Here is a 15466-nt window from a genome sequence, read left to right as displayed (position 1 = left end):
GGTCAAAGTCAAGCAGCCGAAACAGCGGGAATGGTAAAATGCAACCCATATCCACCCTTTACATAGACAGGCGGGCCCTGCGTTATTCTGAAACCGAAAAGGTGCGGGCGGCCCTGAACCTGCCGGCCACGGTGATCGATGATCCAGGCCTGGTCTACCAGGACCTTGCCGGTGCCGAAGACAGCGTGGCCCGGGGCAAGCAGGTGCTGTTGCTGACCCTCAACCGGGGGCCCTTTCTTCGAAAATGTCCCGGCACCCGTTACTACCGGTGCTGCGGCTATAAAATTCTGCACATCGGGGCCTTCTGTACCATGGACTGTTCCTACTGTATTTTGCAGGCCTACTTTCATCCACCGGTGCTGCAATACTACGTAAACCAGGACAAAATGGGCAGGGAGCTTGATCGGGCCTTTGCCGGTGCCCGGCGCCCTCTGCGGATCGGCACCGGCGAGTTTACCGACAGCCTGATCTGGAACACCTGCACCGACCTGAACACGCGGCTGGTCAATGTATTTGCCGGCCAGCGGAAAGCGGTCCTGGAGTTAAAGACAAAAACAGTAAATGTGGAGGGATTGAAACCCCTGGCTCATAACCGGAAAACCATTGTCGCCTGGTCCTTGAACACGGAACGGATCATGGCCTCAGACGAACGAGAGACCACGACCCTGTCCCAGCGGCTGGCCACAGCCAGAGCCTGCCGGGAACTGGGCTACCCGGTTGCCTTTCATTTTGATCCTATTGTCCTTTATGAGGGGTGCGAAGAAGAATATCTGGCGGTGGTGGACCGGATGTTTGAAGCCGTGGCGCCGGAACATATCGTCTGGATCAGCCTGGGCACCTTCCGGTTTATGCCCCAGTTGAAGCCCGTGATTCAGGAGCGGTTTCCGGATTCGCGGATCGTCTATGGCGAGTTTATTACCGGTATGGACCGCAAGATGCGTTACTTTAAACCCCTGCGTATTGCCTTGTGCCGAAAAATAGCACAACGGATCCGGCAGCATGACCCTGACGTGACGGTCTATTTCTGTATGGAGGACGACGAGGTGTGGCAGCGGTGCATGGGGTTTGTGCCGAAGCAGAAGGGCGGGCTTGCCCGTATGCTGGATAAAAGCGCGGTGGCCCACTGCGACCTGGACAAAAAGCTTTTGGGATGATCATGACAACACCGAGAAACCCGGCCCTTACCGTTGACATTATTATAGAGGTTCATGGCAGTATCGTGCTGATCGAACGGCGCAATCCGCCTCCTGGCTGGGCCCTGCCCGGCGGATTCGTGGATTACGGCGAATCCCTGGAGGATGCGGCCCGGCGGGAGGCAAAGGAGGAGACCGGACTTGACGTGACCCTGACGGAACAGTTTCACGCCTATTCCGACCCCGGTCGCGACCCCCGCCAACACACGGCCAGTGTGGTGTTTCTTGGAACCGCCGACGGAACACCGGCGGCAGGCGACGATGCCGGAAGCCTGGGCCTGTTCACCCGGAACGCTCTGCCGCCGGTTCTGGCCTTTGACCACAGCCGCATTCTGGACGACTATTTTCGGTACCGGGCCGGAGAGCCCCGCAACCAAATATTTCGCTTTTGAAAAGCAATTGCATTTTTTTTGCTTTTATCTTGCAGTCTGGAAAAGAAGCTGTTATATACAGCGGGTTTTGGCGGCTTTGCACAGGTTTTCCCCATCCCTTGCATTCGATTCTCCGATTTACCGCGCATGTGTCAGGGGTACGTTTATTTTGGGCCGCCTGTATTTTAAAGAGAGGTTAAAGGCAGGAAATGGAAAAGGAAGTTCGAAAATTAAGGAACATCGGCATCAGCGCCCATATCGATTCGGGCAAGACCACGCTGACCGAGCGGATCCTCTTTTTTACCCAGCGCATTCATGCCATTCATGATGTCAAGGGCAAAGACGGCGTGGGCGCCACCATGGACTCCATGGAGCTGGAGCGGGAGCGGGGCATCACCATTGCGTCCGCCGCCACCTTCTGCCAGTGGAAGGGGTTTAATGTCAACATCATCGACACGCCGGGCCATGTGGATTTCACCATTGAGGTGGAACGCTCCCTGCGGGTGCTGGACGGCGCCATCCTGGTACTGTGCGCGGTGGGCGGGGTCCAGTCCCAGTCCATTACCGTGGACCGGCAGATGAAACGGTACAACGTGCCGTGCGTGGCCTTTGTCAACAAGTGCGACAGAAGCGGCGCCGACCCGTTCCGCGTCACCCGGCAGTTACGGGAAAAACTGGCCCACAATGCCGTGATGCTGCAGATGCCCATCGGCCTGGAGGCGGATCTGAAGGGGGTTGTCGACCTGGTTTCCATGCAGGCCCTCTATTTTAAAGGCGAACACGGCGAAACCGTTGAGTCCGGACCGGTGCCGGCATCGCTGGCGGAAAAAGCGGCTGGTATGCGGGAAGACCTGGTGGATGCGGCCTCTGCTTTTTCCGATGAACTGACCGACGCCATTCTTGAAGGCAAAGAGATCCCCGAAGCCCTGCTTGTTTCAGCGATACGGACCGGTACCCTGTCCCGGGGGATGACCCCGGTATTTGTGGGATCGGCTTATAAGAACAAGGGGGTCCAACCCCTGCTGGATGCAGTCAATGCCTATCTGCCGGCTCCCGAGGAGGTGGCGGTGACGGCCCTGGACGTGGACGGCGACAACGCGCTGGTGCCCCTGGAAAGCGACCCGGCAAAACCGGTGGTGGCCCTGGCCTTCAAGCTGGAAGACGGCCGATACGGCCAGTTGACCTATGTCCGGGTTTATCAGGGCACACTGGCCAAGGGCGCCACGGTGATCAACTCCAGGACCGGCAAAAAGGTGAGAATCGGCCGGGTGGTGCGCATGCACGCCGATCAGATGGAGGATGTGGATGCCATATTGGCCGGCGGCATCGGCGCCCTGTTTGGTATTGACTGCGCCTCCGGTGACACGTTTACCGCCGAGGGGGTGCGTCTGGCCATGACCTCCATTTTTGTCCCTGACCCGGTGATCTCCCTGGCCATTCATCCCGACGGTACACAGTCGGAAACCGCCATGACCAAGGCATTGAACCGGTTTTCAAAGGAAGACCCCACCTTTCGCGTGTACGTTGACGAAGAGACCTCGGAAACCATTATTCAGGGCATGGGGGAGCTGCACCTGGATGTTTACATCGAACGCATGAAACGGGAATACGGTGCCACGGTTACGGCCGGATCCCCCCAGGTGGCCTACCGGGAGACCATCACCCGGAAAGTGGAATTCAATTATACCCATAAGAAGCAGACCGGCGGCGCCGGCCAGTACGGCCGCATTGCCGGATACCTTGAACCGGCGCCGGGAGAAGGGTTTGACTTTCTCAACAAGATCACCGGCGGCGCCATTCCCACCCAGTTTATCCCGGCCTGTGAAAAAGGGTTTCGCAAGTGCATCGCCAAGGGACCGTTCATGGAGTTCCCGGTGGTGGATGTGCGCGTCTGCATCAACGACGGCGCCTCCCACGCGGTTGACTCTTCTGAAATGGCCTTTGACGCCGCTGCCCGGGGTGCTTTTCAGGAGGCCTATCGCAAGGCCGGTCCCGTTATTCACGAGCCGATCATGCGGGTCTCCGTGGAGACCCCCACCGGATTTCAGGGCGGGGCGCTCAAACTGCTGAACCAGCGGCGCGGCATGATTGTGGGTACCCAGGAAGAGGACATCAACTGTACCGTTGAGGCCCAGGTGCCCCTGGCTGAAATGTTCGGGTTTTCCAATGTACTTCGATCGGCCACCCAGGGCCAGGCCCAGTTCACCATGGAGTTTCTTACCTACCGGGAGGTCCCCCGGTCTGTGGCCGAAGAGCTGGAAAAACAGAAAACAAGAAAGCAGGAGAAGTAGCATGTGCGCAGAATATAAAAGCATCCCCGACGCGTTATCGCCCGTGATTCATGTCACGACCCATGCATTGAAAGCCGGAGAGATCGGGGCTGTGGTGGCCCGGCCCGGTGTAGGCAAAACCTCGTTCCTGGTGCAGGTGGCCCTGCACGCCATGATGAGCGGGAAAAAGGTGATGCACGTCAATCTCAAGGATTCCATCAAAAAGGTCACCCTGTGGTATGGTGAAATTTTTTCACTTCTGTGCAAAAAGTATCAGGGGCTGGAAGAGGGTGTAGCTCTTGATTCGCTTCTGGCCCGTCGCTTTATCATGACCATGCAGGTCCAGGGGTTTTCCACCGACGCCATTGGAGAACGGCTGGCCGACCTTCTGGAACAGAACATTTTTACACCAGACATTCTGATCATCGACGGACTTTCCTTTGATGCCTCCCGCCAGGAAACCGTGGACGGGTTTGGTCGCATCAGCCGGGAGTTTTCCATGGGTATATGGGTGTCGGTGCCGGCCCACCGGGAAGAACCCAGGGACGATGCCGACATGCCGGCCCGGATCGGAGACATAAAAGACCACTTTGCCCTGGTATGGGAGTTTGTGCCGGAGGGACAGGAGATTCGTCTGAAACAGCTGGTTCCGGAAGGGGCGGACACAACAGCAGGCGCTCCGGCCCTTTCTCTGGATCCCGCCTCCATGCTGCTGGACGTCCGCACCGCATAGCTTTGGATCATCTTCTCAGGCGGAGGGGGACTGCGATTCGTTCCCAAGGACGCGCTCAATAAAATCCGTGATCGCCTGGTAGACGCGTCTTGTGTCTTCGCCGTTGATGATGCCGTGCCGGGGAATGTTGACCAGCAGGTACTCTTTTTCTTTTGCGGCAATCCGTTCGAAAATAGACAAGGAGCCCTTGGAGCTGACCACGGGGTCGGCCATGGACTGAAGCAGCAGCGTGGGGATCTCTATTCGGGAGAGCCGGGCCGCGGTCCGGTCCATCAGTTTGCCCATTTCCGCCACAGCGGACAGGGGATTGCGCAGGTAGTTGATGTGGGGATTTTCCGGATGGTTGTTCGCGAACGCTTTCCTGTTTTTATCCCGGTTCATTCGGTGCATCACCCGGTTCCACACGTTGATCATCGGCACCAGCCGTGTGGAAAAGTCCTGAAGCCGCATGGGCGGTGAAATCGCAAAGACACCGTCCAGCCCGTCCACCCGGGAGGCCAGTTCCAGGGCCAGGCCCGCACCCATGGAGAATCCGCCCGCAATCACGGTTTTGCATGTATATTTTAAAAGGGCATATCCTTCATCCACCGAATCGATCCATTCCAAAAAGTGCCGGCCGGCCAGGTCTTCAGGGGAGGTGCCGTGGCCGCGAAGCCGCGGCGCATAGACACGACACCCCAGGGTTTCGTGCAGGTGGCGGGCCAGCGCCCTGACCTCCATGGGGGCCGCCATATAACCATGAATCAGCAGCACGCCCGTTTCCGCGTTTCCGTTTCGAAGCAGAAACGGGCGGCCGACATTTTTTTTCTTTGATTCGCCGTTGATAAAAAAACGGGCGTAATCCTTTTCAAAGGCAAAATCCGCATTTTTGATCAGATGGGTCGCCACGTCGGCGCAAACCGCGTCCGGCGATTCCGCGGCGGTTTCACGAACCACCCGCTGAAACTCGATAAGCGGTTCCACCTCGTTGGCAATGACCACCAGCGGGTTTTCGGTGCGCACCGCGTGGAAATCGACGGGAGCCGAGAACAGAGCGCTGTTTTTGACCAGGACGCCGTTCTCCTGCCGAAGGACACCGGTCTGCCGGGCAACGGCAAGAAAGTTGCCGATTTTGGCGTGGCGGTCGTCGGTAAGCAGATGGGTCTGGCTTTTTTCCAGGCTGGTGTGCCGGGAAACAGGCTCTGAAAGGGCGTTCAGGCGGGTGGCGACAAGATAGGCCCGTGCCCTCAGGTCGGCTTCATCGATCCGTTCTTCCGGGCAGTGTTTCAGCAACGAAGTGAGAATGTGGTCGTGATTGACCGTGGTCATGGCATAGATGGCCGCCATGTATCGCTTCATGATGTGAACCGCCGTGGATCGCATCATCTGCTTGGCGGCAATGGAATCGTTAAAGTCGATGCGGGCCGCCAGCTCGATGTTTTCCGTAATTACATCGGCCTTGAGGTAGGTGTCCACGGCAATGGGGTCGCCGAACCGGATATCGATGTCAGCGCCGGACAGCAGCATGGTGCCTTCGGCCATCAACTCTTCCAGGGTCCGGGCCGGAATGTTGTCAAACACGCTTTTGGCCAGGTTGCTTAAAATGTTTTCTTTTGCCCGGATGGGGTAGTAGGTGACATTTACCGGAACCAGGCAGGTGGGCAGTGAAACCACCTGGTCCATGGTGTCGACCCGGTAGAGGGAGAGCAGGCGACGGGCCTCGTCCGGATATATCTCGGCCATTTTGAGAATGCGCTGCCTGTAGAATTCGGTTCGCAGGGCCAGGGTGGCGGCGCCGGTATGGGGCGGATGCTTTCCCACCGAAGAAGAGATGACAAATTCACCCTTTTCATCAACCATGTCAAAAATTTTTTTGTTTTTCACCATACGGCCTTCTGGAAAAATGACCCAGGCCGCCTCGTTGGTGAGCAGGGTCTTGACCATCAGCAGGTCCCGGTCCGGGGCCGCGGTGGAAAGGGCGCCCAGCTTTTCAAGAAAGGCGCCGAAACCCCCGGCAAACAGGTCCTTGCTGGCAAGGGCCCAGATGGTTTTACCGGTCAGCTTGTGCAGGTAATAAGGGACAAGAAGGGTTTCGGCCCGGGTAAAATGGTTGATGACAAAAACGGTGGGATTATGCCGTGGAATTTTTTTCGCGTCGTGAATATTGATGTTCGGGCGGACAAAACCGGACAGTGCGCGAATGGCAAGGGCAGTGGTGCGGTATGCGTATCGGTTCATCCTTTATTCCTGAAGATGAGCAGCGGCCGCCGGAAGCACAATGGATGATAACCGCTTCAGGTCAAAATACTATAGTGCATAACCGCCCGTATGGCAATAGGTTTTTGCTGACAGGGCCAACGGTCCGGACGGGTTTGAAATGCCTCGGTTCGAAGACCAAACGCATGAAAATCGTGCGGGCAGGGCGGATGATTCCCGTTATGCCGGGACGGCCATTACATCGGCCGGGGGAAAATCAGGGTAAAGGCAGAACCCTTACCCGGTGTGCTTTGAACCTCAATTCTGCCGCCGTGAATCTGGGCCACGTGCTTGACAATGGCAAGCCCCAGGCCGGTGCCGCCCAGTTCGCGGCTTCGGGCTTTGTCTACCCGGTAGAACCGTTCAAATATCCGGGGGATGTGGGCTTCGGCAATGCCTGTGCCGTGATCGATCACAGAGACATGAACCTCCCTGCCCTTGTCCTCGGCTGAAATCCCCACTTCGCTGTTGTTTGGACTGTATTTGACGGCGTTTTCCACCAGGTTGACCAGGGCCAGCTCCAGGAGAAACGGGTCAATGGGCAGTGCCAGGTCGGCGGGGCAGTCGCTTTCCAGTTTTATCTGTTTTGAGTCCAGGTCCGGCCTGCAGATGGCCGCCGCTGAATTTATCACATCAGCCAGGGGCGCTTCCTGAAAGTTAAAGTCCTTCTGCCGGTCCGCGTGCTCAATTTCCGACAGCTTGAGCAGGTCGTCGATAATGGTTGTCAGACGCTTTGTGTTGTTGGCGATAATTTCAAGGCAGCGGACCACATGGGCGTTGTCCAGAAGGGATGGCTCGGCCAGCAGGGTCTCGGTAAAGCCCTGGATGGAGGTCAGCGGGGTTTTGAGTTCATGGGAAACATTGGCGGCAAAGTCTTTGCGCATGGTTTCCAGCTGGCGCATTCGGGTTACGTCGTTGAGGATCAGCAGTGCGCCCATGCGCTCCCCGGTTTCATCCACCAGGGCGCTGGCATGAATGTTGATAATATGGGTCTTCCCGTCCAATTCAAAGGGCAGGTCGGCCTCCGACCGGTCGGTTTTTACCGCTGATTCGACAAATTTTTTAAAATCGTGGTTTCGGATTACTTCGTAAAGAAATGTCCCATTCAGGGCCTGCCTGGATTTGCGCAGAAACGTCTCGGCCGCGTGATTCACCCGCAGAATTTTTTCATTACTCCCGATGGCGATTACCGCCTCGGTCATGCTGGAAAAAACCGCGTTAAGCTCGTTTTTTTGCCGAATGGCGGTTTTGATGCGATCATCCAGGCGGCCGGCCATGTCGTTCATTGCTTCGGCAAGGCTTGCCAGTTCAGCCGATGCGGGCAGAACCAGTTTTGAAGAAAGATCCCCGCCGGCAAACCGCCTGGCGCCCTGTTCCATCTCCCGGATCGGCAGGGCGATGTTCCGGGAAATGACCAGGCTTACCAGGGCCACCAGCAGGGCCAGCACCAGGGCCACGGCAAATATGTTGAATTTGATGCCGCCCAGGGCACTGTAAATTGAGGTCACCGGCAGAGCGGTGCGAACCACCAGCCGGGCACTGTTTTCTCCGGTCATCGGCAACGCCACGTACATCATCTGTGTTTTCAGGGTGGCGCTGTATCGCAGGGAACTTCCGGACCCGGTTTGCAATGCCTGTAAAATTTCCGTCCGGTCGGTGTGGTTTTCCATCCGGGCCGGATCCTCTTCGGAGTCGGCCACCACCCGGCCTGAGGGTAACACAAGGGTGATGCGGGTTTTGGCGGCACTGCCCGCCGTCTTGCACCAGGCGTCAAGGGCCGGCTCTGTCAGCCCGGTGGCTTTAATGTGATGTTTGATCAGTTCAGCCCTGGCGGTAAGGTCCCGGCGGGTTTCATCAAGAAATAATCCATTGAGTGTATGGAAAACAAACCATATGACAACAAAAAGGGAGCCGAAGGTAACCACCAGATAGGTGGGGTAGATCTGGTGCAGTATTTTTTTTCGTTTCTTCAATAGAAACTCCGAAACCTTACTCCGTAGTTTTTAAAATAGTCGTGATTATTGTGTCAGCACCCGTCTGACCTTTTTTAACACGAAGGGCACGAAGCACACGAAGTTCACGAAGAGCAAGTATCTTCGTGTGCTTCGTGTTCTTCGTGTTGAAACACATGCCCGATTCAGACGGCCGTAATCGAAAAACTTGGATCCGCTCGTCATTCCTCGATTTCCCTGAACCGGTACCCCACGCCGCGGACTGTTTCGATATATTCGCCGTAATCCTCCAGTTTCTTTCGAAGCCCGGAGATCAGTACATCCACGCTTCTGTCGGTGACGGCGTAGTGCTCTCCACGGATCTTGTCCACGATCTGCCATCGGGTGAACACCAGCCCGGGCCGGGAAGCAAGAAAAGACAGGATATCAAATTCCGACGGGGTCAGGTCAATTTTTTTCCCATTCACTTCCACGGTGTGTTTCCGGGGATGGATGGTGATGCCGGAAACGGCGATGGTCCGGCCGGGGTCCGGTGGCGCGGCTTTTGCCTGCTGCCTTCGTAAAACAGAGCGAATGCGGGCAATCAGTATTTTCGGGGAAAAGGGCTTGGTGATGTAGTCGTCAGCCCCCAGTTCAAGGCCGGTGATAATGTCCGACTCTTCCCCTTTTGCCGACAGCATCAAAATCGGGGTCCCCTGTATCCGGTCGTCGTTTCGAATCGCCCTGGCCACTTCAAGACCGTCGATGCCCGGCAGCATCAGGTCCAGCACCACCAGGTCCGGCCGGCCGGATAAAACAATTTCCAGGGCCTTTTCCCCGGATTCCGCGCACGCCACCTGGTAGCCGTCCCGTTCCAGGCTGAGCCGAAGCAGCTCGAGGATGTCTTTTTCATCATCCACGATCAGGATTTTTTCTTTTGCCATGGTTGTCCCCGGTCACTCTTTTTTTGACAGTATGTTTCCATGGGCATGCCGGACGATTTCTCCCTCCACCATGTAAATCACCTCTTCGGCGATATTGGTGGCGTGATCGGCAATCCGCTCCAGGTGACGGGATATCAGGAACATGTTGAGCAGGTATTCGGTATCCATGATATTGCCCGTGTCACCGGTGCCTTTTAAAATATCGTAAATTTCGCCCCGCAGCATATCGATTTCATCATCGGCAAACAGCACCGCCTTGGCCGCCTCGGCATCTTTCTGCACAAAGGCGTTGAGGCTTTTCTGAACCATGCTTTTCACCTTTTTCCCCATGGGCGCGTAGTCGTAATAGAACCCGGTAGCCTGCTTGCCGGCAATGGCCTGGACCCGCTGGGCGATATTGACCGCCTCATCGGCGATACGTTCCAGGTCGTTGTTGATCTTGATGGTCACCACCAAAAACCGCAGGTCAATGGCCACGGGCTGGTGCAGGGCAATGATCTTGAGGCAATCCTCCTCGATTTCAACCTCCAGGTCATCGATTTCATAGTCGGTGGCGATGATCTGTTCGGCCAGGTCCCGCCGGCTTTCGCACACGGCGGTGACGGCCTTGTTGAGGCGGTCCTCGGTCATGGCGCCCAGATCAAGAATTTGCCGTTTGATGGCGGCCAGTTCGGTTTCAAAATGTTTGGTCATGGGGTATCCTTAGAAGTTTATGCTTTGTGTCAAGCAATTGCTATTAAGAATTTAGATAATCAATCTTCTGTTGCAGCCTCTGCCGATCGAAATCGTTATCGAAATCGGGATCGGTATCGAAAAAGCAACAATATTCGATCCCGATAGCGATCCCGATTTCGATATAGTGTATTATATGTTTTCTATCTATCCAAACCGCCCGGTAATATAATCTTCCGTCTGTTTTTTCTCCGGCCGCGTGAAGATCACGTCGGTTTCACCGGTCTCGATCAATTTACCTATATAGAAGAAAGCCGTGGTGTCCGACACCCGGGCCGCCTGCTGCATATTATGGGTCACGATGATGATGGTGTATGACGCCTTGAGCAGGTGGATCAGTTCCTCGATTTTCTGAGTGGCAATGGGATCCAGGGCCGAGGCCGGTTCATCCATCAGCAGGACTTCCGGCTCAACAGCCAGTGCCCGTGCAATGCAGAGCCGTTGCTGCTGGCCTCCGGAAAGGCCTAAAGCTGATGCCGACAACCGGTCCTTGACCTCCTCCCACAGCGCCGCCTGCTTCAGGCTCTCTTCCACCTTGTTGGCAATCAGGGATTTATCCTTTACACCGTTGATGCGCAGGCCGTAGGCGATATTTTCAAATATGGTCTTGGGAAAGGGGTTGGGTTTCTGAAACACCATGCCCACCATGCGGCGCAGGTTGACCACGTCCACCCGGGAGCCGTAGACCGGCTGGCCGTCCAGGGTGATCTCGCCCTCCACCCGGGTGCCGGGAATCAGATCGTTCATGCGGTTCAGGCAGCGCAGAAAGGTACTCTTGCCGCAACCCGACGGCCCGATCAGGGCCGTAACCTGGTTTTGTTCGAAATCCAGCGTGATATCGGAAAGGGCTTCAAAGTCGCCGTAAAAAAAAGACAAATGATTTGCGGACATTTTGATCGGCATGGGAACTCCTGTGTTATCCTTTCAGCTTTTTTCGCATTTTAGACCGGGTGATGATGGCAAACAGGTTCATGCCGCATACCAGGACAATCAGTACAAGAGCGGTACCATATTGTAAGGGCCGGGTCAGGGCGATATCCGTTCCCGCCGTGGCCAGTACATAGATATGATAGGGCAGGGCCATGACTTCGTCAAACAGCGAAGACGGAAGAACCGGGGTGAAGAAAACCGCTGCCGTAAACATGATGGGCGCGGTCTCTCCGGCGGCCCGGCTCAGGCCGAGAATGGCGCCGGTAAGAATTTCAGGTATGGCCGCCGGCAGCACCACCCGGTAGATGGTCTGCCACTGGGTGGCGCCCAGGGCCAGGGATGCCTTGCGATAGTCGTCCGGCACGGCTTTTAACGCCTCTTCGGTGGCGCCGATGATTACGGGCAGGGTGAGCACACCCAGGGTCAGGATGCCGGCCAGAAGGCTGACACCCAAACCGAGCACGATACAGAAAAAAGCCAGGCCGAACAGGCCGAACACGATGGAGGGAACCCCGGCCAGGTTGTTGATGCCGAACCGGATGATGCGCAGCACCCGGCCCTTTGCGGCGTATTCATTCATATAAACGGCCGATGCCACACCAATAGGCAGGGCAAAGCAAATGGCGCCGGCGGCCAGGTAGAATGTGCCCAGGATGCAGGGGAAGATGCCGCCTTTTGTCATGGAGTCGGTAGGCGGCTGAGTGAGAAACTCCCAGCTGATGGCTTCCGCCCCGTTGGAGATGACAAAATAACCGACAACAAAGAGGGCAAGGCCGTTGACCACGGCGGCGCCCCGGAACAGCCAGAAAAACAGGCCCTCAAGCAGGCGCCGTTTTTGAAGTCCGGCAGGTTTTTGATGGATGGTGTTCATGGTCTTGCGCTATCCACTTAATTGCTTGCGTTTATACCGGCTGGACAGGTAGTCGGCGGTCAGGTTGAATACCAGGGTAAAAAAGAACAGCACCGCGCCGATGGCAAACAGGGCATGATAATGGCTGCCCCGAAAGGGGGCCTCGGCCATTTCCGCGGCAATGCTGGCCGGCATGGGCCGCACCGGGTCAAACAGGGATTCGGGAATCATGGCGGCACCACCGGCCACCATCAGTACCACCATGGTCTCGCCGATGGCCCGGGACATCCCGAGAATCACCGCTGTGGCAATACCCGAAGCCCCGGCGGGCAGCACGATTTTGATGATGGTTTCAAGGTGGGTGGCGCCCAGGGCCAGCGACGCTTCCCGCAGTGAGCCGGGCACGCTGCGGATGGCATCTTCGGAGATGCTGCAGATGGTGGGCACGGCCATGAATCCCAGCATAAGGGAGGCATTGAACAGGTTGACCCCCACGGGAATGCCGAACATTCTCTGAAGCAGGGGGGCCACCACCACCAGGCCGAAAAGGCCGATCACCACCGAGGGCAGGGAGGCAAGAATTTCCACGGTAGGCTTGACGATTTCCGCGGTTCTCGGCCCGGCGATTTCGGCGATATAGATGGCGGTCATGATGCCCAGGGGGACGGAAAAAATCGCTGAAAGAAGGGTAACACAACCGGATGCCACGATCAGCGGCAGGATGCCGAACAGGGGCGGCTCCCGGGTGGGATACCACAGGGTGCCGGTGATCAGCTCTTTTACCGACACATATTGCAGCACGGGCAGCCCCTCTAAAAAAAGAAAAACAGTGATCAGGCCCAGGGTCGTGATCGACGCCAGGGCAATGCCCAGGAAAATGGACTTGATGATTTTTTCTTTCAGGCTGCGTCTGCCGGCGGATGTCATGTTTCTTTCTTTCCGAAAAGCCGGATATGTCATGAAAGGCGCGGCAAATCGGTTGTATTCCGCGGGGAGAGCGCCTTTTACAGTTTTCTGTTTGCGCGCCCCATGACATATCCGGTTGGGCTGGTTCGGTTAATTGGTTTCCATTTAATTGCCCGGGTTAAACACCGGCACATTGCCCACTTCCCGTGCCAGTTTCTGGCCGGTTGGGGAGAATATAAAGTTGATAAAGTCCAGGGGCACGCCAGTGGGCCAGCCGTTGGTGAACATGAAAAGGGGCCGGCTGATGGCGTACTGGCCGCTGCGGGTGGTCTCTTCCGTGCCCAGCACACTGTTTACCGTTAACTGCTTGATCGCATCGTTGAGGTAGCCCATGCCGATATAGCCGATGGCGCCCTTGGTGCCGGCCACGGTCTGGACCATGGCCCCATTGGAGGCAACGGTCAGTGCCCTGGGAGTGACCATCTCTTTTCTCAGCACCAGCTCTTCCCAGACTTCGTAGGTGCCGGAGGAGGTGTCACGGGACACCACCACGATACCCAGGTCGGGGCCGCCGAATTCTTTCCAGTTTTTGGCTTTTCCGGTATAGATGTTTTTCAGATCGTCCATGGAAAGATCCTTGACGGAGTTGTCCTTGTGGACCACCGGAACAATGCAGTCCAGGGCCACCCGGAAGGGGACCGGGTAACGTTTTTTGTTCATGGCCATCTGGACCTCGCTGTCTTTGATGAAGCGCGAAGCATTGGCAATGTCGGTGGTGCCATCCACAATGGCCTTGATCCCGTTACCGGAACCGCCACCGGACAGGGAAACGGCTACGTCAGGCCTGGCTTTCATGTAGGCCTCGGCCGCTTTCTGGGCATAGGGCAGAACGGTGGTGGAACCCTTGATGACGAGCTGCCCGGCCATGGCCTGGGGTGCGACCAGGCTGACCGACAGCAGCAGGCACGCGGTCAAAGCGAAGAACTTGAAAACGGTTTTCATGGTGTATCTCCTTTTTATGGTTTTGGTTTTGTTGTGTGTGCAACATGTCGCTTGTGTGAAGTTATAAAAAGAAGATGTTAGGAAATTATTAGGACGAGGTTAATTTTTCGTGAAAAATACCGGATGACTGTGCGTATCTTAAACTTACTTTTACGCTTAATCCCAATAAAAGTAAACATTTGAATAAAAAGCAGGGTCTAAAAAACACGAACAGGAACGCCGGGCGCAAGAGGCCGGGCCGCGATCTTTTTATGGAAGCCTGAATACTTCGACAGCATCTTTCATATCAAAATCGGTATCGATACGTTTTTGTTCGGGCGCCACTTCGATCCCGATCCCGATCCCGATCCCGATTTCGATTATAAATAAGGAATGAAGGCTTCAGGCCTTTTTCATCTCGTCATAGGCCTCGGCCAGCAGGGGAAGAAAGGTCAACAGGTCCTCCACCACGCCGATATGGGCCACGGAAAAGATCGTGGCATGGGGATCGGTGTTCACGGCCACGATCCACTGGGAATCCTTCATGCCGTAAACATGCTGCTGGGCACCGGAGATGCCGCAGGCGATGTAGAGCCGGGGGGTGACGGTTCTGCCGGTGGCGCCCACCTGGCGGGAGTAGGGGAGCCACTGAAGGTCGCACAGGGGGCGGGAGGCGGCCACGGCGGCGTTGGGCAGGCGCCGGGCCAGGTCGTTGACGATTCCGAGGTTTTCCGGGTCTCCAATGCCCCGGCCCACGGCCACGATGATGTCCGCATGCTCCAGGGCCGCATCGCCCGAGGCTTCCCGTGTCAATTCGACGGGAGAAAACCCCGTCGCTTTTTTTTCAACTTTTTGCAGGGTCATGGCGGGCGGGGAGTCGGATGGGGCCGGTGGCCCGGCGGGCTTGAAGGCCCCGGGCAGAAGGGTCAGTACAACGGGCCGGCGCCGGGGTATTGCCGTGGTTTTCAACCGGCCATTGTGCACGGAACGGCGAAAGACAAGCGCGTCTCCCTCTTTTTCGACACTTTCCACCGCTGGAACGCAGGGCGCGTCCATCAGGGCGGCGGTGCGGGCCGCGGCATGACAGCCGCAGGTGGTGTGGGGATAGCAGACAATCTCCGCATCGGTCTGCTCCACCAGTGAACCGATAAGATCGGCCAGAATTTCCGGGTTGGGAAAAGCAAGGTCCGGGCCTTCAAAGGCGGTTACCGGTATGCCGGTGCCTGCTGCCAGTTTTTCGGCTGATGTTTTGATGTCGCTTCCGGCAAGGGCAAACATCGCCGTCATGTTTGGGGCCAGGCGTTGCGCAAGGCCGGTCATTTCCAGGCTTGTGCCGGTTACGCGGTTGTCAATAGTCTCGGCAATCAGCAGAAGGGTGGCGTTCATGGTC

The 15466-nt window shown here is 56.6% G+C and carries 13 protein-coding genes; 4 read left to right on the top strand and 9 right to left on the bottom strand.

Annotation, left to right across the window (positions count from 1 at the left end; genetic code table 11):
• Positions 1-38: 38 nt before the first annotated feature.
• From DOLE_RS09925 to DOLE_RS09910, 4 genes are all read left to right on the top strand, one after another.
• Positions 39-1154, top strand: coding sequence for an SPL family radical SAM protein (locus tag DOLE_RS09925; protein WP_012175352.1), 1116 nt, complete (start codon positions 39-41; stop codon positions 1152-1154).
• 2 nt (positions 1155-1156) lie between these two features.
• The gene (locus tag DOLE_RS09920; protein ID WP_012175351.1) at positions 1157-1585 is read left to right on the top strand and encodes an NUDIX domain-containing protein; all 429 of its coding nucleotides are present in this window, start codon (positions 1157-1159) and stop codon (positions 1583-1585) included.
• A 188-nt stretch (positions 1586-1773) separates the two neighbouring features.
• The gene (fusA, locus tag DOLE_RS09915) at positions 1774-3855 is read left to right on the top strand and encodes an elongation factor G (RefSeq protein WP_012175350.1); all 2082 of its coding nucleotides are present in this window, start codon (positions 1774-1776) and stop codon (positions 3853-3855) included.
• 1 nt (position 3856) lies between these two features.
• Positions 3857-4567: an AAA family ATPase gene (locus DOLE_RS09910; RefSeq protein ID WP_012175349.1), complete on the top strand. Its 711-nt coding sequence runs from the start codon at positions 3857-3859 to the stop codon at positions 4565-4567.
• 15 nt (positions 4568-4582) lie between these two features.
• On the opposite strand, the gene DOLE_RS09905 is transcribed toward DOLE_RS09910, so the two are convergent.
• The 9 genes from DOLE_RS09905 to DOLE_RS17405 form a co-directional block, all read right to left on the bottom strand.
• On the bottom strand, positions 4583-6784 hold the full coding sequence (locus DOLE_RS09905) for an alpha/beta fold hydrolase (RefSeq protein WP_012175348.1): 2202 nt from the start codon (positions 6782-6784) through the stop codon (positions 4583-4585).
• Positions 6785-6999: 215 nt separating this feature from the next.
• A complete protein-coding gene (locus DOLE_RS09900; RefSeq protein WP_012175347.1) occupies positions 7000-8775 on the bottom strand; it encodes a sensor histidine kinase in 1776 nt (591 codons plus the stop codon).
• Between the two features lie 200 nt (positions 8776-8975).
• Complete coding sequence (locus DOLE_RS09895; RefSeq protein ID WP_012175346.1) at positions 8976-9677, bottom strand: response regulator transcription factor; 702 nt, start codon at positions 9675-9677, stop codon at positions 8976-8978.
• 12 nt (positions 9678-9689) lie between these two features.
• On the bottom strand, positions 9690-10370 hold the full coding sequence (gene phoU, locus DOLE_RS09890; protein WP_012175345.1) for a phosphate signaling complex protein PhoU: 681 nt from the start codon (positions 10368-10370) through the stop codon (positions 9690-9692).
• 186 nt (positions 10371-10556) lie between these two features.
• The gene (gene pstB / locus DOLE_RS09885; protein WP_012175344.1) at positions 10557-11312 is read right to left on the bottom strand and encodes a phosphate ABC transporter ATP-binding protein PstB; all 756 of its coding nucleotides are present in this window, start codon (positions 11310-11312) and stop codon (positions 10557-10559) included.
• Between the two features lie 13 nt (positions 11313-11325).
• The gene (gene pstA / locus DOLE_RS09880; protein ID WP_012175343.1) at positions 11326-12210 is read right to left on the bottom strand and encodes a phosphate ABC transporter permease PstA; all 885 of its coding nucleotides are present in this window, start codon (positions 12208-12210) and stop codon (positions 11326-11328) included.
• A 9-nt stretch (positions 12211-12219) separates the two neighbouring features.
• Positions 12220-13116, bottom strand: a complete 897-nt coding sequence (pstC, locus tag DOLE_RS09875; RefSeq protein WP_041281045.1) for a phosphate ABC transporter permease subunit PstC — start codon at positions 13114-13116, stop codon at positions 12220-12222.
• A gap of 144 nt (positions 13117-13260) precedes the next feature.
• Complete coding sequence (locus DOLE_RS09870) at positions 13261-14097, bottom strand: phosphate ABC transporter substrate-binding protein (RefSeq protein ID WP_012175341.1); 837 nt, start codon at positions 14095-14097, stop codon at positions 13261-13263.
• Positions 14098-14478: 381 nt separating this feature from the next.
• Positions 14479-15462, bottom strand: a complete 984-nt coding sequence (locus DOLE_RS17405) for an electron transfer flavoprotein subunit alpha/FixB family protein (RefSeq protein ID WP_012175340.1) — start codon at positions 15460-15462, stop codon at positions 14479-14481.
• Between the last annotated feature and the right edge of the window lie 4 nt (positions 15463-15466).

This window comes from Desulfosudis oleivorans Hxd3 (genome assembly GCF_000018405.1).
Classification (GTDB): domain Bacteria; phylum Desulfobacterota; class Desulfobacteria; order Desulfobacterales; family Desulfosudaceae; genus Desulfosudis; species Desulfosudis oleivorans.
This window is presented reverse-complemented; position numbering and strand designations above follow the sequence as displayed.